Annotated in this window: 26 protein-coding genes; 10 read left to right on the top strand and 16 right to left on the bottom strand. The window is 75.1% G+C overall.

Going from position 1 to position 22280, the window contains the following annotated elements; translation table 11 throughout:
- Nucleotides 1–110 precede the first annotated feature (110 nt).
- On the top strand, nt 111–707 hold the full coding sequence (locus ABZ249_RS05085; protein WP_355257473.1) for a TetR family transcriptional regulator: 597 nt from the start codon (nt 111–113) through the stop codon (nt 705–707).
- Between the two features lie 166 nt (nt 708–873).
- Complete coding sequence (locus ABZ249_RS05080; RefSeq protein ID WP_355257470.1) at nt 874–1533, top strand: class I SAM-dependent methyltransferase; 660 nt, start codon at nt 874–876, stop codon at nt 1531–1533.
- A gap of 184 nt (nt 1534–1717) precedes the next feature.
- Here ABZ249_RS05080 and ABZ249_RS05075 read toward each other — a convergent pair whose 3' ends face one another.
- From ABZ249_RS05075 to ABZ249_RS05025, 11 genes are all read right to left on the bottom strand, one after another.
- Nucleotides 1718–2182, bottom strand: a complete 465-nt coding sequence (locus ABZ249_RS05075; RefSeq protein ID WP_355257467.1) for a gas vesicle protein K — start codon at nt 2180–2182, stop codon at nt 1718–1720.
- Between the two features lie 29 nt (nt 2183–2211).
- Entirely contained in the window at nt 2212–2514 is a 303-nt protein-coding gene (locus tag ABZ249_RS05070; protein WP_355257464.1) for a gas vesicle protein, read from the bottom strand.
- Nucleotides 2511–3305, bottom strand: a complete 795-nt coding sequence (locus ABZ249_RS05065) for a GvpL/GvpF family gas vesicle protein (protein WP_355257461.1) — start codon at nt 3303–3305, stop codon at nt 2511–2513. Before ABZ249_RS05065 ends, ABZ249_RS05070 begins: the two co-directional genes overlap by 4 nt.
- On the bottom strand, nt 3292–3714 hold the full coding sequence (locus ABZ249_RS05060; protein WP_355257458.1) for a gas vesicle protein: 423 nt from the start codon (nt 3712–3714) through the stop codon (nt 3292–3294). Before ABZ249_RS05060 ends, ABZ249_RS05065 begins: the two co-directional genes overlap by 14 nt.
- A gap of 97 nt (nt 3715–3811) precedes the next feature.
- A complete protein-coding gene (locus ABZ249_RS05055; RefSeq protein WP_355257455.1) occupies nt 3812–4996 on the bottom strand; it encodes an SRPBCC family protein in 1185 nt (394 codons plus the stop codon).
- Nucleotides 4983–5594 (bottom strand): hypothetical protein, encoded by a 612-nt coding sequence (locus ABZ249_RS05050; RefSeq protein WP_355257452.1) that lies wholly within the window; start codon nt 5592–5594, stop codon nt 4983–4985. Before ABZ249_RS05050 ends, ABZ249_RS05055 begins: the two co-directional genes overlap by 14 nt.
- An 11-nt stretch (nt 5595–5605) precedes the next feature.
- A complete protein-coding gene (locus ABZ249_RS05045) occupies nt 5606–5863 on the bottom strand; it encodes a gas vesicle protein GvpG (protein ID WP_355257449.1) in 258 nt (85 codons plus the stop codon).
- A 12-nt stretch (nt 5864–5875) separates the two neighbouring features.
- A complete protein-coding gene (locus ABZ249_RS05040) occupies nt 5876–6631 on the bottom strand; it encodes a GvpL/GvpF family gas vesicle protein (protein WP_355257446.1) in 756 nt (251 codons plus the stop codon).
- Nucleotides 6628–7050: a gas vesicle protein GvpJ gene (gvpJ, locus tag ABZ249_RS05035; protein WP_220564421.1), complete on the bottom strand. Its 423-nt coding sequence runs from the start codon at nt 7048–7050 to the stop codon at nt 6628–6630. The genes ABZ249_RS05040 and gvpJ overlap by 4 nt, the downstream gene beginning before the upstream one ends.
- A 64-nt stretch (nt 7051–7114) precedes the next feature.
- Nucleotides 7115–7420 (bottom strand): gas vesicle protein, encoded by a 306-nt coding sequence (locus tag ABZ249_RS05030; protein ID WP_220564422.1) that lies wholly within the window; start codon nt 7418–7420, stop codon nt 7115–7117.
- 548 nt (nt 7421–7968) lie between these two features.
- Nucleotides 7969–8349, bottom strand: a complete 381-nt coding sequence (locus ABZ249_RS05025; protein WP_220564423.1) for a Rid family detoxifying hydrolase — start codon at nt 8347–8349, stop codon at nt 7969–7971.
- Nucleotides 8350–8614: 265 nt separating this feature from the next.
- Here ABZ249_RS05025 and ABZ249_RS05020 point away from each other — a divergent pair, with 265 nt between their 5' ends.
- Together ABZ249_RS05020 and ABZ249_RS05015 are read left to right on the top strand one after the other, a co-directional pair.
- Nucleotides 8615–10237: a D-aminoacylase gene (locus ABZ249_RS05020; protein WP_355257441.1), complete on the top strand. Its 1623-nt coding sequence runs from the start codon at nt 8615–8617 to the stop codon at nt 10235–10237.
- Nucleotides 10234–11175, top strand: coding sequence for a sugar kinase (locus ABZ249_RS05015; protein ID WP_355257438.1), 942 nt, complete (start codon nt 10234–10236; stop codon nt 11173–11175). The genes ABZ249_RS05020 and ABZ249_RS05015 overlap by 4 nt, the downstream gene beginning before the upstream one ends.
- Here ABZ249_RS05015 and ABZ249_RS05010 read toward each other — a convergent pair.
- Entirely contained in the window at nt 11165–11482 is a 318-nt protein-coding gene (locus ABZ249_RS05010; RefSeq protein WP_220564426.1) for a hypothetical protein, read from the bottom strand. The genes ABZ249_RS05015 and ABZ249_RS05010 overlap by 11 nt on opposite strands.
- A gap of 289 nt (nt 11483–11771) precedes the next feature.
- Between ABZ249_RS05010 and ABZ249_RS05005 the strand changes: the two genes are divergently transcribed.
- Together ABZ249_RS05005 and ABZ249_RS05000 are read left to right on the top strand one after the other, a co-directional pair.
- Nucleotides 11772–11990, top strand: a complete 219-nt coding sequence (locus ABZ249_RS05005) for a DUF6412 domain-containing protein (protein ID WP_355257933.1) — start codon at nt 11772–11774, stop codon at nt 11988–11990.
- Nucleotides 11991–12093: 103 nt separating this feature from the next.
- On the top strand, nt 12094–12813 hold the full coding sequence (locus ABZ249_RS05000; RefSeq protein ID WP_355257434.1) for a YidC/Oxa1 family membrane protein insertase: 720 nt from the start codon (nt 12094–12096) through the stop codon (nt 12811–12813).
- 336 nt (nt 12814–13149) lie between these two features.
- On the opposite strand, the gene ABZ249_RS04995 is transcribed toward ABZ249_RS05000, so the two are convergent.
- From ABZ249_RS04995 to ABZ249_RS04985, 3 genes are all read right to left on the bottom strand, one after another.
- Nucleotides 13150–13767 (bottom strand): superoxide dismutase family protein, encoded by a 618-nt coding sequence (locus ABZ249_RS04995; protein WP_355257431.1) that lies wholly within the window; start codon nt 13765–13767, stop codon nt 13150–13152.
- A 78-nt stretch (nt 13768–13845) separates the two neighbouring features.
- Nucleotides 13846–14313, bottom strand: a complete 468-nt coding sequence (locus ABZ249_RS04990) for a DUF3291 domain-containing protein (RefSeq protein WP_220564429.1) — start codon at nt 14311–14313, stop codon at nt 13846–13848.
- Between the two features lie 33 nt (nt 14314–14346).
- Nucleotides 14347–15012, bottom strand: coding sequence for a helix-turn-helix domain-containing protein (locus ABZ249_RS04985; RefSeq protein ID WP_355257427.1), 666 nt, complete (start codon nt 15010–15012; stop codon nt 14347–14349).
- 92 nt (nt 15013–15104) lie between these two features.
- Between ABZ249_RS04985 and ABZ249_RS04980 the strand changes: the two genes are divergently transcribed.
- From ABZ249_RS04980 to ABZ249_RS04965, 4 genes are all read left to right on the top strand, one after another.
- A complete protein-coding gene (locus ABZ249_RS04980) occupies nt 15105–15725 on the top strand; it encodes a YigZ family protein (protein ID WP_220564431.1) in 621 nt (206 codons plus the stop codon).
- A gap of 112 nt (nt 15726–15837) precedes the next feature.
- Nucleotides 15838–17307 (top strand): PQQ-binding-like beta-propeller repeat protein, encoded by a 1470-nt coding sequence (locus ABZ249_RS04975; protein ID WP_355257424.1) that lies wholly within the window; start codon nt 15838–15840, stop codon nt 17305–17307.
- A gap of 162 nt (nt 17308–17469) precedes the next feature.
- A complete protein-coding gene (locus ABZ249_RS04970) occupies nt 17470–19791 on the top strand; it encodes a fibronectin type III domain-containing protein (protein WP_355257421.1) in 2322 nt (773 codons plus the stop codon).
- Complete coding sequence (locus ABZ249_RS04965; RefSeq protein ID WP_355257418.1) at nt 19791–20219, top strand: spore-associated protein; 429 nt, start codon at nt 19791–19793, stop codon at nt 20217–20219. The genes ABZ249_RS04970 and ABZ249_RS04965 overlap by 1 nt, the downstream gene beginning before the upstream one ends.
- Before the next feature lie 3 nt (nt 20220–20222).
- Here ABZ249_RS04965 and ABZ249_RS04960 read toward each other — a convergent pair whose 3' ends face one another.
- Nucleotides 20223–22274 (bottom strand): hypothetical protein, encoded by a 2052-nt coding sequence (locus ABZ249_RS04960; protein WP_355257415.1) that lies wholly within the window; start codon nt 22272–22274, stop codon nt 20223–20225.
- Nucleotides 22275–22280: the final 6 nt, after the last annotated feature.

Genomic DNA, 22280 nt, shown 5'->3' with positions numbered 1-22280 from the left:
TTGACCTTGTCAAGTCGATATCACCGGGGACGATTCGGTAGGCGAACCGGCAGCCGGGGTGTCAACCTGGAATCCGCACAGTCAGAGCAGGTCCGCCGAAGGGTGTGGAGATGGACGGTACGGACGGAACCGGAAGCGGTGCCGGGCCCGCCCGCGGCCGCGAGGCGACCAGAGAGCGCATCCTGGCCAGTGCCCGGGAGCTCTTCACGGAGGAGGGCTACGGCGCCGTGTCCTCGCGCAAGATCGCCGCGCACGCCGGGGTCAACGTCGCCCTGATCAACCGCTACTTCGGCGCCAAGCGCGGTCTGCTCACCGAGATCCTGCGCGAGGACGGCGTCTTCCCCGGCCTGATCGAGGGGGACCGGGACACCCTCACCCGGCGGCTGGCCGAGCACGTGGTGAGCCGCCTGCACGGCGAGAGCAGCGCCCTCCAGCGCGCCCTGGACCACTCGGCGGGCGACCCCGACCTCCAGGCGGTCTACCAGGGGCGCATCACCAGCGCCCTGATCGACCCGCTGGAGGCCTACCTCGGCGGCGGCACCGGAGCGCGCGCGAACGCCTCCCTGGTGACCGCGCTGATGCTGGGCATCACCCGGGTCCGCCTGGTCGAGGGCGCCACGGCGCTGCGCGCCCAGGCCCGGGAGGACCTCACCCGGCGCGTCGAGGCGCTGCTCGACCTGTGCCTGGAGGACTTCTCCGGGGAGTGACCCCGCCCGCCGCCCGGTACCTCCCGGCCGCCGTCCTCCGCCTGTCGCCCGCCGACGCCCGCCACCGCCCTCAAAGGACGGCCTGCGGGCCCTGTTTTGCCGGATCGGCAAGGAGAGTGGCGTACCGGGGCCCCGATGGTGAGTCTGGTCGTGGAGGTGGTCGACGATGACCGATGAGCAGTTCCCCGACGCGCCCCCGCCGGAGATGTTCCGCGCGGAGTACTGGGACGAGCGCTTCGCCGCGCCGGAGCGGATCTGGAGCGGGAACCCCAACGTCGCACTGGTGGCCGAGGCGGCCGGCCTGGAGCCGGGCCGGGCGCTGGAGGTCGGCAGCGGCGAGGGCGACGACGCCCGGTGGCTGGCCGAGCGGGGCTGGGAGGTGACCGCCACGGACATCTCCGCGGTGGCCCTGGAGAAGGCGGCCGCCCGGGTCGCCGAGCAGGTGCCCGAGGCCGCCGCCCGGATCACGTGGCGGCAGGCCGACATCTACGCCTGGGTGCCGCCGGAGGGCGCCTACGACCTGGTGACCTCGCACTACCTGCCGCCGCGCCCGGAGCGGCGGGCGGAGGTGTTCGGCGGGCTGGCCGCGGCGGTCGCCCCGGGCGGGACCCTGCTGCTGGTATCCCACGCCCTGCGCGACCTGGAGGACGGGGTGCCGCGCCCGCCGTGGCCGGAGATGTTCCCGACCCTGGAGGAGATGGCGGCCCTGGTCCCCGAGGACCGCTGGGAGACGGTGACCCTGGAGGAGCGGCCGCGCCCGGCCGTCTACAACGGCACCGAGTACACCATCCACGACGTGGTCCTGCGCGCCCGCCGCCGCGCCTGACACCGGGGTCCGCCCGCCGTCCGCACGGACGGCGGGCGGACCCGTACCCGGCCGCGGAACCGCGCCCCGGGCCCGCCTCGGCGGCGGAGGCGCCGGGCGCCGCGCGCCGGGGCCCGGAGGAGCCTGCGTCCGGGTGCCGCGACCTCGCGCGCCCGCTCGCCCGCTCGCCGGGCGGCCCGCGGCCCTACCCCTCGGGATCGCGCGGAAGCAGGGAGCCCAGCGGCCCCAGGTCCAGGTTGAGGTCGGCGGCGGTGAGGCCGTAGCGGTCGCGCAGCTCGGTCATGCGCTCCTCCAGCAGCATGAGGGTCATGCCGATCCGCTCCTCCTGGTCCTCGGTGAGGTCCCCCTGGTCCACGCGCCGCAGGGCCTGCCTCTCCATGAGCTGCCGCACGAGCTCGACCACGGTGAGCACGAGCTTGATCAGGTCGCGCTCGACCGTGTCGGGCTCGGTCTCGATGCGGTGGCGGAGCCGCTGCCGGGCCGGACCGGAGTGCGCGCCCGTGCCCGCCTCCCGCCGCTCCGCCGTCGCGTCCAGCACGTCCCGGAGCGGAGCGAGGACGCCGTCCACACCGTTCGCGCCGGCCTCCCCCGCCTCGTCCTGGTCCGCGCGGGCCGCGGTCCCCGGCGGGCGTCCGTCCGTCTCCGACATCGCTTCACCCCTTCCCGGGCGGGTTCCCGTCATGGCCGGATCCACCCGCTCAGGGGGTGGCCGTGCTCCCAGGGCGAGGGCACGTCCTCGTTGATCGACGAGACCAGTGCGCGCAGGGAGATCCTGACGAGGTCCACGTCCGCGATGGACACGGTCACGTCCCCGGTGATCATCACGCCCTTGGCCAGGACCCTGTCGAGGAGGTCGACCAGGGAGATCTCGCGGTCGGCCAGCGGGAGGTCCTCGTCGAGCACCGTGGTCAGGGAGCGGGCCTCCCCGAAGGGGGAGCCGTCCGCCGGCGCCCCTTCCCCCTCCCGGGGCGCCGGGCTCACGTCCCCTCCCCGTCCGTGCGCAGGGACGCGAACGAATAGGGGGTCCACGGCCCGGAGGCCTCCACCCTGGTGCCCTCCGGCGCCTCGGCCGCCAGCGCCTCCACGGCCCCGACGAACTCCGCCGCCCGCTCCCGGTCCACGAGGTAGGCGCTGTTCATGACGTTCTCGCCGGAGGACTCCGACAGGGCCGCGTTCTGCGGCTGGTGCCGCACCCGGGCGAGGGAGTGCCGCTCCAGGGCCAGGGACACGCGCTCGCACAGGTCGGACGCCTTCTCCCACGTGTCGTCGCGCCGGTCGCGCTGCTCCCTGCGCCTGCGCAGATACGCCTTGCCCGGGCTCTCCCCGGGGAGGGGGGCCGCGGGTCCGGGGGCGCGCGCCGGGCGGGCCGCCTCGGCGTACACCTTGACCCCGAACTCGACCCGGCCCGCCAGGGAGTCCAGGGTCTCCTCGAAGGCCGCGGCGTTCTCGTCGAGCACCTCCCGCACCCGGTCGTCGCTCCGGTAGACGGTGGCCAGCCTCAGGGGGGCGGTCACCGACCGCGCGGCCACCCCGGCCACGACGCCGTGGTGCGCCCGCGCCACCTCCTCCAGCCACCGGAGGTCCTCCAGCCTGGTGCGCAGGGCCTGTTCGTCGAACTCGGCGGCGGGGACGGTGCTGACCACGGCGGCGAGCCCGCCCCGGGTGACGAGGTGGACGGGGTGGCCGCCCACACCGGTGAGCCCGTCGAGCTCCCCGGGGTCGAAGGGCCGGCAGACGGCGTAGGCGTAACTCGCCTGTTCAGCCCGGTCCATGGCCGTCCTCCTCCAGCCGTTCCGTCCTCGCGTCCTCTACGGAGGCCGCCGCCTCCGGCGCCTCCACCTGCCCCGCCCGGTGCTCCTCCAGGGCCGCGAGGCGCTCGCGCAGCCGCTCGTTCTCCGCGGCCAGCTCGTCGTTCCGGCGCCGGGAGGCACCGGAGGACAGCGCCGGGTCGTGCTCCCACCAGTCGATGCCCATCTCCTTGGCCTTGTCGACCGAGGCGACGAGCAGCCGGAGCTTGACCGTGAGGAGTTCGATGTCCAGCAGGTTGATCTTGATGTCGCCCGCGATCACGACGCCCTTGTCGAGAACGCGTTCCAGGACGTCGGCCAGATTGGCGGACGACGCCCTTCCCGAAGGGCGGATCTCGCTGGGACCGCCCCGCCAGGGTGTGGGTTCACTCATGGGTATCGGCCCTCCGTCCGCGCCGTCTCCGCGGGTCCGGTGTCACGTGCGCGCGCCCGGCGGCGGAGCCGCGGCCCGCTGCGCCGGGCGCCCCCTCTCAGCGCGGCTCGGGCTCGTCCTCCTCGTCATCCTCGATCTCCTCCCCGTCCTCCAGGTCGTCCCCGTCCTCCTCGAAGTCCTCCTCGTCGAGGTCCTCGTCCTCGAGGTCCTCGACCTCGGCGGGCTCCTCCTCGGCCCCGTCCTCGGGCTCGTCCTCGAAGGGCTCGTCCTCCTCGTCCTCGAACCCCTCGTCGGTCCCGCCCTCCGGGCCGTTCCGTCCGCGCTCGGCGCCCAGGGCGGCGAGCGCCTCCCGCTCCTCGTCGTCCAGCCCGGCGAGCTCCTCGCGCTCCTCGGGGGACAGGTCCTCGAGTTCGGCCCACTCCCGCGCGGTGAGGCCCGCCTCCTCCAGGGCGAGGGCGTCCTCGTGCGAGAGGACCACCTCGCCCCCGCGGATCTCGCCGCGCCAGCCCTCGACCTCGCGCTCCCCCTCGCGGCCGAGCATCATCACCCGGCGCCGGTAGTTCTTGAAGTCCGCGCGCACGCGCCTGCCCTGGGCCCGCCACAGGTTGCCGGTGCGCTCCATGAGGCCCTTGGGCCGGTACTCGATGAGCAGCAGGACCCGGGTCAGGGACGGCCCCAGGGCGTGGAAGGTGACGACCCCCCGCATCGTGCCCTTGTCGCTCTCCGTGGACCACGCGATCCGCTCGTCCTGGACCTGCTCGGTGACCACGGCGTCCCAGCTGCGGCTGGACCAGAAGATCCTGCCCTCCCAGTGGGAGGAGGCGTCGCCGGTCCTCTCCACGTTCCGCACGCCCCTGGTGAACGCGCCGAACTCCGGGAGGCGGGTCCACTGGTCGTAGGCCACGCGGACGGGGACGCCCACGTCGAGGTCCTCGGTGATGACCACCGGAGGGGCCCCGTCCGAACCGGAGTCCTTCCCGCGGAAGACCCGCTCGGCCCTGCGGCCGAGCCCCCGGGCCCCGCCGGCGACGAGGGCGCTCGCGGCGTTCTTCCCCTCCGCGAGCCTGCTCCCCACCTCGGCGGCGACCGGGGACGAGGAGGAGTCCCCGGAACCGAGGCGCTCCACGGCGGAGCCGAGCCTGCGCGCGGCCCCGTGGACCAGGCTGCTCGCCTTGACCGAGAGGTAGTCCTGGAGGGCGTCGGCGAGCCGGGACGTCCCCTCGTGTTCGTCGGCCGCGGCCCGCAGGCGCGCCAGCGGGCCGGCCTCCTCAGTCCTCGTCACGGTCCTCCCCCTCGTCATCGGCGGCGCGCTTGCGCCGGGAGGCGGTCTTGCGCGCGGCGCCCGCGGTCCGCCCGGCGGCGCTCTCGGCCCGCTCGGCCCCCGACCGGGCGCGCCCGCCCTTGCGGGTCCCCTTCGCCCCGGAGGTTCTGCCCTTCGACGGGCCCTCGTCCTCGGAGGAGCCCTCCTTCTGCGGCTCCTCCGGCGGGCCCCCGTCCTCGGACTCCGGCTCGGCCTCCGCGTCCGGCGGGCCGTCCCCGGAGTCCTCGGAGCCGCCCTTCTCGGGGGCGAGGCCCTCGCGCAGGCGCGAGGTCCGGTTCTCGAGGGACTCGGCCAGACCGCCGGCCCACCTGTCGGCGATGCCGCCCACCGCCGCCCTGCCGGCCTCGACCAGCTGCTCACGGGACTGGAGCTTCAGATCACCGACCGCGGGCAGGGAGGAGACCTCCTTGAGCAGGTCCCGTCCGATCCTGCGCGGGTCGATGTCGAGCTTCTTCGCCCCCAGGTAGAGGCCGAGCGCGATGGCGAGCTTCAGCTTCCTCCGTCGTCCCAGGACGTAACCGCCCGCCACCGCGGCCACGATCTTGGCTGTGTCCCCCACCGGGTCTCACCTCACTGGTCTCTCGTCGTTCCCCGCTGGAACTCCTCGGCCTCTTCCAGCCGGTCCAGCAGTTCGTCCTCGGCCCGGTCGAAATCGCTCTCGGAGATCTCACCGCGGTCGAGTCGGTCGGACAGCTCCGCGAGCTCGGAGCGGATGCGGGCCGGGTCGTACGCCTCCCGCTCCGCCGCGCCCACCATCTGGTGCATCGTCCAGTCGACGAAACGGACGGGCGCCAGGGGGGCGCTGAGGATGGCACTGAGAATTCCCATGGCGCTCCTCGGTCAGGGACCGTCGGGCCCCGACGGCCGGTTCGGAGGAGGGGTCACGAAGCTGTACGGGGGCAGGGGGCCGTTGACCCGGATCTCCATGTAGGAGCCCGCCTCCTGCTGGAGCCGCGCCGCCTCCTTCAGGAAGCCCTCGACGCGGTCCCGGGGGACGAGGAAGGAGGTGTTCACGAAGGACGCCCCCACGGGCTCGCCCTCGCCGACGCCGTCGGCGAAGCCCTGGAGCGGCCGCAGCACGGCGGCGGCGTCCCTCCGGCGCAGCTCCTCCACCGCGTGGTGGACCCGTTCGCCGAAGGCCATTCGCTCGGCGGGGCTCCCGCCCCCGGCCTCGCGGAGGGCCTCGTTCTCGGCCCGCAGGCCCGCGTCGCCGCGCAGCGCCTCGGCCAGGACGGCCTCCTCGACGTGCTCGGCCTTGACGTTGAACTCCACCCGGTCCCGGAGCCGGTCGAGCAGTTCGGAGTAGTGGTCCGCGGAGCGGGCGAGCTCCGCGGCCACCGCCTCGTCGTCCTCGCTCAGGGAACCGAAGCGCAGGGGCAGGACGGCGCCCGCCTCGGCCAGGTCCTGGAGCACGTTCTGGTGGGCGGTGAGGTCCCGCCGCTTCGCCCGGAGCCCCTCGGGCGCGTCGCTGACGGCGGCGGCCAGGCCGCTGCCGCGGACGAAGCGGACCGGGGCCCCCTCCTCGCCCACGCCGCTCAGCTTCATTCCGTCGAGGTCGTCCCTGTCGCGGACGATCCCGTAGACGTAGGTGCTCACTCCTCTTCCTCCTTCTTGGCCGAGGTGCGGCGGCGCGAGGAACGGGCGGGCTGCTTCTCCTTCTCCTTCTCGTCCGACTTCCCGCTGGAGAAGGAGTCGGAGATGGCCTCGGCCGCACCGGCGATCGCGCCCTTGGACTTGCTGCGGGCGCCCTTCTCCATGCCTCCGTTGACCAGGTCGGGCAGGCCCGCGCCACCGCTGCTGGTGAGGTCCAGGCGGTTGCACGCCTCCGCGAAGCGCAGGTAGGTGTCGACGCTGGCCACCACGATCCGCACGTCCACCGTGAGCAGTTCGATGCCCACGAGCGAGACCCTGGCGAACACGTCGATCACCAGCCCCTTGTCCAAGATGAGGTCCAAGACCTCGTAAAGGTTGCCCGAGCTGCGGCCCCCTCCACCTGACTGCTGCACCACCGTCATCGGAATCTCCCCTTTCCGTACGGTTCTTCCGTCTGGTCGGACGCGCTCGTCCCGTCCCCCGGCCTCAGCGGCCGTCGGACCGGCCCCGGGTGTAGCGCTCGGTGCGCCGGTAGCCCTGGAGCTCCCCGTCCGAATCGATCCGGACGGAGTACGTGGCCAGGAGGCTCACCGTGTCGGGGATCCGGCGCAACTCGACGACCTCGAAGGTCAGAACCCAGCCGTCGTCGGACGACTCGAAGCCGGAGACGCCTTCGACCTCCAGTCCGGTGAGTTCCTCGAACTGCTCCTGGGCCTCGCGCAGGCGACGCATCATCGACTTCCGCCCTTCCGTGCGCGAGGACGACTCCTGGTCCCTGCCGTCCTGACTCATGGATCTCCTGTCGGCCCATTACCGACTTTTCCCTGCCATGGCGTGTTCTCCGCCGACTAGCCCCAATAGCCCAAGCCAAACATCTCCCAGGTCAAAGGTGGGTCACCGATGCGGCGGATTCGCTTTCCCCGGCCGTGCGGCGGCGCGGGAGGGGGCCGTCGGCCGGCCCGCGCCGGATCGAGCGCGCTTGTGGGCCGCGGGATCGGGCGCGTCTGCGGGTCGCTCGACCGGAGGCGTCCGTGTGCTGCGGGAGCGGAGGCGCGGGGCGCGGGGGAGGCGGGAACGGGGGCGGTCCGGGCGTGCCTGTGGATCGCGGGAGCGGGGACGTCTGTGTGCCGTGGGACCGGGGGTGCTTGTGGGCCGCGGGAGCGGGGGCACGGGGAGGCGGGAACGGGGGGGTCCGGGCGGCCGCCGGGCCGGGTGCGCCTGCGGGGGCGCGGGAGGGAGCGGGGAGGGGGAGGCGGGCACGGTGCCCGCGGGGCGGGCGGCGGGATCCGGGAACGCACCGGGGCGGCGCCCCCCGCCGGAGGCGCCGCCCCGCACGGGCGCTAGTCGCGGAGCTTGGCGACGACGTCGATCTCCACCAGGATGTCGGCGAGGTCGGAGCCCACGGTGGTGCGCACCGGGTAGGGGGCACTGAAGTGCTGCTCGTACACCGCGTTGTACTCGGCGAAGTCGCGCTTGAGGTGCTCCAGGTGCACCGTGGTCTTGACGACGTCGTCGAGGGTCAGGCCGTGCTCGGCCAGCACGGCGGAGATGTTGGCCAGGACCTGCGCGGTCTGCTCCCCGACGGTCGGGGCGACCTCGCCGGTCGCCGGGTCCTGCGGGCCGAAGCCCGCGGTGAAGAGGAACCCGCCCGCGACGATCCCCTGGCTGTAGGCGCCGGCGGGGGCGGGGGCGTTGTCCGTACGGACCGCCTTCTTGGACATCCGTGGTCTCCTTGTGGTCGCGGGTCTCGCGTGCCGGGCCCGCCTCGTCGATAATGCCTGTACCGATGTGCTTACGGATGCACATGCGAATGCGCACACCGGTGCACACGTCGAACGGCGGGGCGGCCTGGATCACGCTTATTGGCAACAAAGTTACCGATTTTGTTCCCGGAAGCGTATCTTGGCCTCACCGACATCCGGTCGACGACACACCCGGCCGGTCGGTCCCCCGAGCGGTGACCCGACCCCCTGAGTGGAGGACACAGTGCAGCCCGAGACCGTATTGGCCGGGGGACGGGTGGTCGACGGCACCGGCGGACCCTCCAGGCCCGCCGACGTCGTGCTGCGCGGCGACCGCATCGTCCACATCGTCCCACCCGGCGCCGGCCGGCGGATGACCGGCACCGGCGGCGGCGGCCCCGCCGAGGTCGTCGACATCTCGGGGCGCGTGCTCGCACCCGGGTTCATCGACATGCACTCCCACTCCGACCTCGCCGTGCTGGCCGACCCCGGGCACGAGGCCAAGGTCCTCCAGGGCGTCACCCTGGAGGTCGTCGGACAGGACGGCCTGGGCTACGCCCCCGTCACCGACGACACCGTCGAGGAGCTGCGCGCCCAGCTCGCGGGCTGGAACGGCACCCCCGACCTGGACCACACCTGGCGCGGCATCGGCGGCTACCTCGACCGGGTCGACGCCGGGGCGCCCGTCAACGTCGCCCACCTGGTCCCGCAAGGCAACGTCCGCATGGCCGTCCTGGGCGGCGAGGACCGCGCGCCCACCGGGGCGGAGCTCGACCGCATGCGCGCCATCGTCGCCGACGGCATGGCCGACGGCGCGCACGGGCTCTCCTCCGGACTCACCTACACCCCCGGCATGTACGCCACCGACGACGAGATCGTCGCGCTGCTGGCCCCCGTCCGCGAGGCGGGCGGCTACTACTGCCCCCACCACCGCAACTACGGCTCCCGCGTGGTGGAGTCCTACCAGGAGTGCCTGGACGTCGCCCGGCGCGCCCAGGTGGCCCTGCACCTGGCGCACTGCCACGTCAACTTCCCGCAGAACCGGGGCCGGGCGCCCGAGGTCCTGGACGCCATCGACGAGGCCACCGTCCGCCACGGCCTCGACGTCACGCTCGACTCCTACCCCTACCGGGCCAGCGCCACCTACCTGGGCGCACCGCTGCCCAGCTGGGCGCAGACCGGCGGCACCGCCGCCACCCTGGAACGCCTGCGCGACCCGGCCGCCCGCGCCCGCATCCTCCACGAGATCGAGGTGGAGGGCACGGACGGCAACCACGGCGTTCCCATGGACTGGTCCGCGATCGTGGTCACCGGCACCGCCGACCCCGGCCTCTCCTGGGCGGTCGGCGCGTCCATCGCCGAGCTGGCCGCCCGCCGCGGCCGCGAGGCGGGCGACCTGTACATGGAGCTGCTCATCGCGGACGAGCTCCGCAGCGGCTGCCTGCTCCAGGTCGGCAACGAGGAGAACATCCGCACCATCATGCGGCACAGCTCCCACACCGCCGGCAGCGACGGCATCCTCGTCGGCGCCAAGCCCCATCCGCGCGGCTGGGGCACCTTCCCCCGCTACCTCGGCCACTACGTGCGCGAACTCGGGGTGCTCGGCCTGGAGGAGTGCGTCCGCCACCTCACCTCGCGCCCCGCGCGCCGGCTGGGCCTGGCCGACCGCGGCGTGGTCCAGCTCGGCGCCGTGGCCGACCTGGTGGTGTTCGACCCCGACACCGTCGACGCCCGCGCCACCTACGACGAACCCCGGCTCCCCCCGATCGGCATCGAGCACGTCCTGGTCGCCGGGGAGTTCACCGTCCGCGACGGGCGGCGGACCGACCGCCTGCCCGGCCGCTCCGTCCGAAGGGAACGGCGATGAGCACACCCACCCGGCCCGACGCGGTCTGCGTCGGCGAGACCATGGCGGTGCTGCACAGCGCCGAGCCGCTCGCCGCCGGGGCGAGCCTGACCCTGGGCACCGGCGGCGCGGAGTCCAACGTCGCCGTCGCCCTGGCCCGCCTGGGGCACACCGCCGCCTGGGTGAGCCGGGTGGGCGACGACCCCTTCGGCCGGATCGTCACCGACGCCGTCGCCGAACGGGGTGTGGACGTGAGCGGTGTGACCGTGGACCCCGGGCGCCCCACCGGCCTGTACGTCAAGGACACCGCGCCCGGCGGCGCCGGGGTCCTGTACTACCGCTCCTCCTCGGCCGCTTCGGCGCTGTCCGCCGTCGACGCCGACCGGGTGTGGTCGTTCGGGGCCCGGCTGATCCACCTGTCCGGGATCACCCCGGCGCTGTCCGCCCAGGCCGCGGCCCTGGTCGAGCACCTGCTGACCGGGCACTCCGACGACGGCGCCCTGCGCTCCTTCGACGTCAACCACCGGCCCGCGCTGTGGCCCGCCCGGGCCGCCGCCCACATCCTGCTGGACCTGGCCCGGCGCGCGGACATCGTGTTCGTCGGCCGGGACGAGGCCGAACGCCTGTGGGGCACTCCCACCGCGGAGGACGTGCGCGCGGTGCTGCCGGAGGTCCCGGCCCTGGTGGTCAAGGACGCCGAGCACGGCGCGACCTGCTTCTCCGGCGCCGACGCTGTGTTCGAGCCGTCCCCGGAGGTGGACGTGGTGGAGGCCGTGGGCGCGGGCGACGCGTTCGCCGCCGGGTTCCTGTCCGGGCTGCTGGACGGCCTGCCCGTGCGGAGCCGCCTGCGCCTGGGGCACGCGGTGGCGGGAGAGGTGCTGCGCTCGCGCGGCGACACCCTGGAGGACCCGCCCCGGAGCGTCGCGGAGATCCGGGAGGGCGGTCCCGTCAGCCGATGACGATGGCGCCCGCCAGGACGGGGTCGCCGAAGCTCACGCTGCCGTGCCCGGAGGCGAGCGCGCGGCTGCCCTGGCAGCTGGTCCCGGCGAACAGCGCGAACTTGACCTTGGCCTCGGTGGCGATCGCGGTGACCCCGCCCTGGCCGGTCTTGAGCGCGCGGCAGCCGCCCTGCTCCACCGTCTGCTGGAAGCCGGACTCGAAGGTGATCTTCACCGGGGGCGCCTGGTCCTCCCGGCTGGACAGCCCTGCGATGGCTCCGGCGATGGTGGCGGACATGGTGGCGAGGTTCGCGGGGCGAATCGGCACGGGGCTCCCCTTCACGGCCGGCCTCGTCCGGCGTGCCGCCCGACGAGGTCCTGATCACGCTCTGTCACGTGTCTACAGGGGTCATTTAGCTACACGCGTGCGGCGAACGAGGGGAGCGCGGCCGGAGTGTCGGCGGATTTCTCCGTGTGGGACCGCATCCGTCGACGGACAAGCCGGGGCCGGATAGGATTTGCCGTGATACGGCCGGTGACACGGGGGAGGGGACGCGGTGCACGCTCTGCTGCTGTTCCTCGCCGAACTCCTCTTCATCGGTCCCGGACCCGACGCCCTGCCCTCCGCCCCCATGGCGCTGCTGTTCGCCGCGGTGGGCGCCGCCGCCGTCGTCTGGTACCTGGCGTACGGCCCCGCGGCGGTCCCGGCGGGCGACACCACGGCCGGGCGGACGGGCGCGATGCGCCGCCGCTCGGAGCGGTCGGCGGTACCGACCCTGCGCGACCCCGACGCGGCGGGCAGACCGCGTCCCAGAGCGCCCGGCGCGGCCCTGTAGCGGCCGCCCGACACCCGATCCCGTCGTTCCCGAACGCCCCTTCGGCGTCCCCGGGCGGCCCGACGTCCGCATTCTCCACCCCGGACGAAGGGTCCTTTCCACCGTGTACTCCGTGTGGCCGATCTCGGCCGTCATGTCCCTGCTCACCGCGGTCCTGACCGCGCTCACCGCCTTCTTCACGCCCCTGGCGGGCGAACCCGCCGCGGCGCTGGCCGTGGTCGGCCTGACCGTCGCCGTCCGCCTGCTGCTCCTGCCGCTGGGGGTGATGCAGGTGCGCGCCGAGAAGGTCCGGACGCGCCTGGCGCCCCGGATCGCCGAGATCACGGCCCGGCACCGCGACGACCCGCAGAAGATGGTGGCCGCCCAGCAGAAGCTCTACGCCGAGGCGGGCACCTCGCCGCTGGCGGGCTGCCTGCCCTCGCTGGCGCAGTTGCCCGTGGTCATCGCCCTGTACGGGGTGTTCATCGGCCAGGGCCCCGGCGGCGACGGGCTGTTGGAGCACACCCTGGCCGGGGTGGCGCTGAGCGCCACCCCGGTGGCGGCGGGCGGGCCGGGCGCCCTGGTCTTCGGCCCGCTGCTGGCCCTGCTGGCGCTGGTGGCGTGGGCCTCGCGCCGGTACCTCCCGATGCCCGCCGTCACCCCCGAGGCCGAGCGCATGGCCCGCGGCCCGATCTCGTACCTGCCGTTCATGACGGTGGTCGTCGCGGTGTTCGTGCCGCTGGCCGCGGGCCTGTACCTGCTGGCCTCGGGCGCGTGGGCGCTCGGCGAGCGGCTGCTGCTGCGCCGGGTGCTCCCCGAGCCCGCCGTCCCCGCCGCCCGCTAGGGCGTGTCCGGCGGATGCCCCCGCGCGGTTCGGCGCCTGCGCCGAATGTCGGGAGCGGCCGCGACCCGGAATGATCCGCCGAACACGCCCTGGGAACGGGGACCTGTTCGGCGGATGCCCCCGAGCGGTTCGGCGCCTGCGCCGAAGGAGCACGGGCGGCCTCCGGGCGATCTCCCACGAGATGACGAGCGCGGGTCGGCCCGGGGGCCGCGAGGCGGAATGATCCGCCGGGCAGGCCCTGGGGCCGGGGCCCGTGCTCCGAACGCCCCCTGTGCCTCCGGGGCCGGCGGGGCGCCCGGCGGGCCGCGGCGCAGCGGAGGCTCAGGAGGACACGGCCTAGAACGCGACGCTGACGCAGGCGAGGCGGTCGCCCGCGGTGCCCGCCTCGCCGTGCTCCGTCGCGGTGTGCCGCTCGTGCAGCACCAGGGAGTTGGCCTCGCCCTCGCGGAACTCCCACGGCACGGTGGCGCCGGCCGTGCCGGCTCCGGCGGAGTCGGTGGTGAAGTCCAGCCAGATCTCGTTCTCGGGGTTGGCGTAGGCCGGGTCGGTGGAGGGGGTCTCCGCGTCGGCGGCCGGGTCCTGCTCGTTCTGGTAGTGCGGCCCGGCGTCCTCGGGCTTCTCCCCGCACGGCCGGGTGTGCACGTGCGCGCCGAAGTCGCGGTCGGCCTCCAGCCCGGTGCCGGTGAACTGCACGAACGTCGTGCCCTCCTGGGTGCGCACCTGGACGTCGGAGGTGGCGCCCTCGGGCACGGCGGTCTCGTCGTAGGTGATGGCGGCCCGGCTCTCCCCGGGGACCATGAAGATCCCGGCGGTCACGCTGGGGGAGGCGGTGGGCTGGACGCCTGCCGGGCTCTGCGGGGAGTCGGCCCCGCCCTCGTCCGCGCCCCCGGAGCAGCCGGTGGCGAGCAGCGCGGTCAGGGCCAGGGCCCCGGCGGTGAGCGGTGGCGTGCGCATGACGGAACTCCCGGTGGTTTCTCGACGGTCGTCCGCAAGGTTACCCAAAGCAATGGATTCATCGCTTTGAGTGCGGATTCAGGGTGTCGCGGGAGGAGGGAAATGCGTCCTGAGAGTGAAGGCCTCGGGGGAGGGGCCGTGTTCGCGCAACAGGTCGAGACGCCTCCCGGCCTCCTCGACACTCGGGATCGTACCGCTCGGAATCCACCACAGCACCAGGTGCGGGCCCTCCGACCGCTCGAACCACTCCCGCCGCCCGCGCAGCAGTTCGAGGTGGTCGGTCCGGTAGGTGAAGTCCCACAGGGTCTCCAGGTCCTCCCACACCGAGTAGTTGACCAGGTAGGAGTCCCCGAACGGGCGCAGGCCGGTCGCGTCCTCCTTGCCCTCCTCGATCAGGCGCCACACGAAGCCTGGGGCCTTCTCGGCCATCAGGTTGACCGGTTCGATCTGTGAGGTGAACCCCTCCATGGAGGGGTCGGAGAGGGGGGCCTTCAGGCGGCCGATGTTGAACTGGGCCAGCTGGTGGCCGGGGCGGGGGTCGCTCATGCGAGGTATCGCACCACGGCCCCGGCTTCTATGTCAATATTTTTTGTTTTTAGAAATGACCACACAGCACCGGCCCGCCGCCGGGTCCAGCCGGGCCCGGCCGCCGTCCTCCCCGGCCGCCTCCAGCACCCCCCGCAGCAGTTCCAGGTTCAGACCGCAGGCCAGCGGCGGGAAGTCCCGCGCCAGCGCGTGGAACGGGCAGTTGCGCAACCGCAGGCCGCTCTCCCCGGGCTCCCCGCCCGGCACCTCCTCCGGCTCGTAGCCGCGCTCGCGCAGCAGCCCCTCCAGGGACTCCGCGGCCGTCCCCCGGGCGATCCGCCGCCCCTCCTCGCGCGCGGCCGCGTGCAGCGCCTCCTCCGCGCCGTGCCGCTCCACCGCCTCCGCCAGCACCCGCGCCGCCAGCCCGTAGTCGCGCGGCGGCAGGTGCACCGACAGCTCCCGGTCGGCCCGCCGGTACAGCTTGGCCGGACGCCCCGCCCCCGGCCCCTCCCGGCCGTTCAGCCTCCGGTGCGCGGTCTCCAGCAGCCCCGCCTCGGCCAGCCGGTCCAGGTGGTGCGCGGCCAGCGTCCGCTGGATGCCGAGCGCCTGCGCGGCCTCGGCCCGGCCCACCTCGCCGCCCGACTCCACCACGAACTCGTACAGCCTGCGCCGCAGCGGGTCGGCCAGGGCCCCGGCGGCGTCGATCGAGGAGTCGTCCATGCCCCCATTGTCCGCGCCCGCCGCGGGTGCGGCGTGCGCGGAGGCGGGTGGGACACTGGACGGGCCCACCAGACCCCGTCCGAACAGGCGACATGCGAACGATCAGACGCGACGGCGAGCACGAGCTGGAGATCAAGCGCTCCCGCTTCCTCTGCGCCCTGGCCCGCGTGGCCGACGAGGAGGCCGCCCGGGAGTTCATCGCCCGGCGGCGCAGGGAGCACTGGAGCGCGACCCACAACTGCACCGCGTACATCCTCGGCGAGGACGGCGGAATCCAGCGCTCCAGCGACGACGGCGAGCCCGCCGGCACCGCGGGCGTGCCCATGCTGGAGGTGCTGCGCCACCGGGGGATGACCGACACCGTCGCCGTCGTCACCCGCTACTACGGGGGCGTCAAGCTCGGCGCGGGCGGCCTGATCCGCGCCTACGGCAACGCCGTGTCCGCCGCGATCGACGCCGTCGGGGTGCTGGAGCGCCGCCGCCTGCTCCTCGTGGACGTGTTCGCCGACTACGTGATCGGCGGGCGGCTGGAGAGCGACCTGCGCGACTCCCGCTTCCACGTCCGCGAGGTCGACTACGGGGCCCGGGTACGCGTCGAGGTGGCCCTGCCGGAGGCGGAGCTCCCAGAGTTCGAGGTCCTCCTCGCCGAGCTCACCGGCGGGAGGGCCGAGGCGGAGGTGCGCGGCAGCACCGTCGTGGATGTGGAGCCCTGAGCGGACGGCCCGGTTCACGGCGGCGTAACGACCGGTGGCCGTGTGTATCGGCACGCCGACACCCGGCTTAGGATTTGCCGTAAACGTCATCGTTCGTGGGGAGAAACCGTTCATGCGCAGCTCACGGGCGCCTGGGGCCCTCACCTGCGGCCTCGCGGTCCTGTTGCTCGCGGCGTGCAGCGGCGACCCCGACCCCGGGCCCGGGCCGTCCGGGCAGGAGAGCGAGCCCGCGCCGGTGCCCACGGCGTTCGAGGGCCAGGCCCCGCCCGGCATCGAGGGCGAGGTGCTGCGGGTCCTGCACGGTGACGGCGCCGACGTCCACGAGATCTTCGCCGACCCGCTGGGCGTGCGGATCAGCCCCGTCGGCGACGCCTTCCTGGTCAGCTCCGGGGGCGAGGACCGCCACCTGCTCCAGGACGCCGCCACCGGCGCCGACCTGTGGGAGGGCGAGGCGCGCTTCCGCGGCTTCGACGCCGACCTGGACGGCGACCCGGTGCTGCTGATGTCCGACGGGGACCGCCCCTTCGTCCTGGACGCCGGGGGCGGCGTCCTGTGGGAGCCCGCCGAGGAGGGCGACCTCTACCTGGACGGGATCGGCGTGCGCCGCCCCGCCGGGTGGTCGGCGGAGGAGCCCTACGGGGAGTACACGGTCCTGGACGCCGACGGCGGGGAGCTGTGGACCTACGAGTTCGCCGCCCCGCCGGAGGAGCCCTCCGACGAGCCCTCCGACGGCGCCGGGGAGGGCGGGTCCGCGGACGAGGACGAGGACGCGCGGGAGCCCGGGGAGGAGCCCCAGGGGCTCGGCGTGCCCGTCACCGCCTGGGACGGGGCCGTCCTGCTCGACTCCGGCCGCGGCGCCCTGCACGCCCGCTCCCTCGACCCCGACGAGCCCGGCGGGGAGCTGTGGACCCTGGACGCCGGGGCCGACGACGACCTGGGACTGGCCGACCTCGCCCCGCTGCCCGTCCCGCACGTGCTGGGCCTGTTCCCGCTGCCCGCCCCGGAGGAGGAGGACGCGTCCGGGGACGGGGAGGAGGCCGGCGAGCCCGGCGACGACGTCCTGCTGGTGCGCTGGAGCAGCGCCGAGTCCCCCTCCGTGCTCTCCGCCCACGACCCGGCCGACGGCGCTCTGCTGTGGACCATGGAGGAGCCCGGCCCCAACCCCGTCGGCGGCGCCTACGACCCGGCCGGGCCCGCGGGCGGCCTCTACGACACCGCCACCGGCACCTTCCTGCTGCCCCAGGCCAGCGGCACGGCCACCGCCGTCGCCGTCGACCTGGCCGCCGGGGAGGTGCTGTGGGGCCTGGAGGAGGAGGACGGCGCGTTCTCCCCGGCCTTCGCCCACGCCGGGTTCGTCTACGGCGCCGACCGCGGCGGGGAGTCCGACTCTCAGGTGGTGCTGGACGCCCTCGACATGGACGTGGCCGCCGACGACCTGGACGCCCACGTCGAGGCCGTCACCGAGGGCGGGCACGCCATCCTCGTCCAGGGCCGCCAGCGCTTCGTCTACGGGCCGCCCCCACAGGAGGAGCCGGAGGAGTCCGCGAGCCCCTCCGAAACCCCCGGCGACGACGCGAGCTGACGGTGTGGTTCGTGGTGGGAATTCCGCATTGACGGGTTTCCCGGGGGCTGGTAGACAATTGCCTGTCCTCTGCTCGGCCCATGCCCCGTGCCGACCCCCCGCCCCCGGCCCCTTCTCGGTGCCCGCCCGCACGCGCCACCCCGTCAGAGGGAGAGCAGCATCGTGGCCCCCTCCACCGAACCCACCGCGCCCCCCGGGCGCCCCGCCCGCCAGGGCCGCGCGGCCCGCCTGTTCGGTTCCCTCCGGAACCGGGCCCGCGCCCACGCCTCCGGACTGACGGTCGTCCTCCTCACCGCCGCCCTGGTCAGCACCGTCCTGGGCACCGGGGCCCTCGGACGCGCCGACGAGATGTCCGACGGCGCCGTGTGGCTGTGGACCAGCCCCCTCGGCGAGGCCGCCCGCGTCAACGGCAACAGCGGCGAGGTCGACCTGGTCGCGGGCCTGCCCGAGTCGGCGGGCACCGATATCCGTGTCGTCCAGAACGACGACTACCTGCTCCTCTACGACCCCGTCACCGGCAAGGTCACCTCGGTGGACCTGCGCCGGATGGGCTTCTCCGGCGTCCTCGAACTGGGCTCCGGAGACTTCGACCTGGTGCTCGGCGAGGACGCGGCCGCGGTGATCGACCGGGCCTCCGGCGAGGTGAAGGCGGTCGACCCCGCCACCCTCCAGCCCACGGGGGAGACGCTGAAGATCCCGGCACCGCTGGTCGGCGGGGCCTTCGACGACGAGGGGACGCTCTGGCTGGGGGTGCCCTCCCAGGGCACCGTCGTGGGCGTGGAGATCCCCGAGGACGAGGCGGTCATCGAGCGGACCGCCGCCGTCGCCGAACCCGGCGCCGACCTCGCCCTCACGGTCCTGGACGAGGGGGCGCTCGCGGTCGACCGGACCGGGGACCGCCTCGTCACCCTGGACGCGGGCGGCGAGACGGAGGCCGTCGACTCCCCGGTGCCGCTGGAGGACGCCGAACTGCCCGCGCGGACCCGGGGCGACCTGGTCGCCGTGTCCCTGCCCGGCGCCGGAGAGGTCCTCACGGTGACCGACCCGCACGGCGCGGCCGGGATCGCGCACTTCCCGGTCGGCGAGGACGCCGGCGCCGCCGTCGCCTACGAGGGGCGCGTCTACGTGCCGTTCGCCGGCGAGGGCACGGTGCGGGTCTTCGACGCCGAGGGCGGAGAACTCAACCCGGTCACCCTGCCCGAGGCCGAGGGGCCGCTGGAGCTGGAGGTCCGGGAGGGGCGCCTGTTCATCAACTCGCCCCGCACCGGGACCGCCGCGGTGGTCGACCCCGACGGTACGGCCACCATCGTCGACAAGTCCGACCCGCCGCCTGGCCCCGGCGACGAGGAGGACGGCGCCCCGGCGCCCGGATCCCCCGACGCCGGCGACACCGGCGAGCCCGACGACCAGCCCGGCACGGACCCCGGCACCGGCCAGGCCGCCGACGAGCCCGGCGACGACGGACCGGCGGACCTGCCGGACCTCCCCGGCCCCGGCGACGAGTCCGGCGACGGCCAGGGCGGCCGCGGCGAGGGCGACGGCGCGGGCGAGGGGGACGGCCCCGGAGAGCCGCTTCCGCCCGTCCCGAGCTCCGACCCGAGTCCGGACCCCAGTCCCGACCCCGAGGAGCCGGAGGAGCCCGAGGGCGCGCCGCCCGGTGCCCCCACCCCGGTGACCGCCACCGCAGGGGACGGCTCCGTCTCCCTGAGCTGGCCGGAGGCCTACTCCCCGGACGCGCCGGTGGAGGAGTACCTGATCACCTGGGACGACGGTGAGCTGACCGTCGGCGGCGACGAGCTCTCCGCCGACATCTCCGGCCTGGTCAACGGCACCACCTACCGGTTCCGGGTCCGGGCCACCAACGCCAACGGGCCCGGCCCGGCGGCGCAGAGCACCGAGGTCACCCCCGGCGAGCGGGCACCGGGCGCCCCCGGCTCCGTGACGGCCACGGCCACCGGGGGCGGGAGCGCCACGGTCTCCTGGGAGGCGGTGGACGGGGCGCACGACTACCTGCTGACCATCGACGCGGCTTCGGGCGCGGACCCGGCCGACCGCACCTCCACCGGGACGTCCGCGGACGTCTCCGGGCTGACGCCGGGTGGGACCTACACCTTCACCGTCACCGCGCGGACCGAGGGCGGGGTGAGCGGCGGCTCGACGAGCAGCGAGCCGCTCACCATGCCCAAGCCGGAGTTGGGCGCTCCCGCGAGCGTCAGCCACACCGTCTCGGGCGGCAACGTGACCGTCACCTGGACCGCGGTGGAGGGCGCGGCGCGGTACACGATTACACCGCGCGGCGACGGCGGGATCCAGCCGGTGACGGTGGCCGGGTCCTCCGCCGGGGGCGGATCGGTGTCCCACACCATGGCCCGCGGGTCGACCGGGCGCTGCTACGGGTTCACCGTGGTCGCGGTGGCGGAGGACGGCACGGTCGCGCAGTCCTCGACCAGCGGTCCCTCCAGATGCGAAAGGGAGTTCCGGTGATGCGTCGTCGAACGAGGACCCGCGCCTCCTGGGCCGGGGTCCTGGCGGCCGCCGTCGCGGCGGTGCTGCTGTCCCCGACCTCGGCCGTACAGGCGGCCGACCCGGTCGCCATCTGCAACTCGCAGAGCGCGGAGGGGGCGTTGACGTACACACAGAACGCCGCCGGATGGCCCAGGTCCATTCCCGGCGGTGGCGGGACGATGTACCTCTTCTACGAGGGCAATCTCGGCCAGAACTGCGCAGTGACCGTCGGCTCCGGCGCCGTGGACATCGGCCTGCGCGTCTCGGGCGGCGGCGGGGCGCAGTGGAGCACCGGGAACGGGGTCACCGGCCCGGTGTACGTGCGGGCCAGGGGCGTCTGCGTCGACGTCACCGGCTCCTCCGGCGGCCGGTCCCACACCGTCTGGGGCACCAACTGCGGCAGCTGACCCTCAGCCCGCGCCGCGCTCGGTGCAGACCTCCTCGGAGTGGGCGATGGTGTCCGCGCCCAGGACGGCGATGACGATGAAGCAGTACTCCGTCTCCGGGTCGAGCCCCTCCACCCGGGCCTCGGCCGTGCCCGCCGCCGCGTCGGCGAGCGAGGCGGGGGTGTCGCCCGCGGGGCCGCCCACGACGTGATGGGGGGCGGACTCCGCGCCGGGGGCCGCCGTCCAGGTCAGCACCACGGCCTCGCCGGAGTCCTCCAGGGCCACGTCCGCGGGCGCCGACTCCGGGTCGATGGCGGCGCCGGGGACCTCCGACGCCTCCGGCAGCTCGGCCCCCGGAGGGGGCGCCTCCTCGCGGGACATGAGGCCCACCGCGCCCAGCACCGCCGCCACCGGGCCCGGGTTGAGGAAGGTCGCCACGCCCAGGACGATGACGAGGACGGACGCCGCCGCGACCACGATCCGGAGCGTGCCCCAGCGCGGTGCGCCCTCGTCCGGCTCCGGTCGCGGGCCGGCGCCGGGGGTACCCGGCTCCAGCAGGCCGTGCCAGGGGTCGCTCGGGGCGCCGCCCGGGGGCCGCCCGCCGGGCGGCGGCGCCGCTTGCCGGGCGACGACGGGGGGCGTCGACGGGGTCCGGTCGACGATGCCGTGCCAGGGGTCCCGGGGCACGGGGTCCGTCTTCGCCGGGAGGGGCGCCGCGGCGGTCGGCTCCACGGCGCCGCCCCGGGTCTCGGAGGGCGTGCCCGGGACCGGTGACCGGGGGGTGGGCGACACAGGAGCGGTCGTCGGCCTCGCGGGGGCAGGGGGCTCCGCCGGAGGGGGAGCGGGGTCGGTGCGCGGCCCGGACCCGACCGTCGGCTCCGCCGCAGCCGGGGACGCCTCCCCGGGCGCCTCCACCACAGGCGGCGCCCCCGGCTCTTCCCCGGCGGGCGCCGCAGGCATCGCGGGCGCGGCGTCTGAGACCGCCGTTTCCGCCGTGGGCACCTCTTGCTCCACGGACGCCACAGGGGCCGCAGGGGCCATGTGCGTCGCGGTCGCAGGGGTCACGTGTGTCTCAGGGGGCACAGGCGCGCCGGGGACTGCGGCCGCTTCTGCGGGCGGCGCTTCCGTCGCGGGTGTCGCAGGTGTCACGGGCGCGGCGTCTGAGGCCGCCGCCTCCGCCGTGGGCACCTCCCGCTCCACGGACGCCACAGGGGCCTCGGGCGCCGCAGGGGTCACGGGCGTCGCAGGTGGGGCTTCGGGGACGGGCGGTGCGGGCGGAGTCGGCACCGCGCCCGGGGTGGCGGCTCGGAGGGCGGCGGCGAAGGCGGCCGCGTCGGGGTGGCGCAGGGCGGGGTCCTTGGCCAGGCCGCGCGACAGCACCGACCACCACGCGTCGGGCAGGTCCGCGCGCGGAGGCGGCAACACCTCGGTGAGCACCCGCTCCCGGAGCGAGAACAGGTCCGCGGGGCCGTCGGCGAACGGCGGGCGCCCGGCCAGCAGCGTCCACAGCGTGGCGGCCAGCCGGTACACGTCGGAGGCCGGGGTCGCCGCCCGGCCGTCCACCGCCTCCGGCGGGGTGTGGGGCAGGGCGGCGGCGTCCGGCGCGGGCCCGGGTGTCCCCAGCGGCAGCACCCGGTCCAGGCCGGTGAGCGCGACCTCCCCGCCGCCGAGCAGGACGTGCGAGGGCTCCACGGCGTGGTGCGCCAGCCCGGCCGCGTGCAGCGCCTCCAGCGCCCCGGCCACGACCGACCCGACCCGGGCGACCTCCGGCAGGGGGAGCGGGTGGCGGCGGTCCAGCACCCCCGCGTAGTCGCCGTCCCCGTACAGGGGCATGGCGACGAAGGGCCGCCCCGACCGCGTGCTCCCGGCGGCCAGCACCCGCACCGCCCCGGGCACGTCCTCCGGCACCCGCGCCCGCTCCGGCGCGGCGCCGGCCATGCGCGCCACCTTGAGGACGACCGGGTCGCCGCCGCCGTCCGGGACGGCCCGGTAGACGGTGGCGGCCGCACCCCGGTGCAGCACCTCCAGAGAGTGGAACCCCTCCACGAGGCTGCCGCCGGACGTCATCCGGTCCATCGCCCG

The sequence above is a fragment of the Nocardiopsis sp. NPDC006139 genome (assembly GCF_040614155.1).
Taxonomy (GTDB): Bacteria; Actinomycetota; Actinomycetes; order Streptosporangiales; family Streptosporangiaceae; genus Nocardiopsis; species Nocardiopsis changdeensis.
This window is presented reverse-complemented; position numbering and strand designations above follow the sequence as displayed.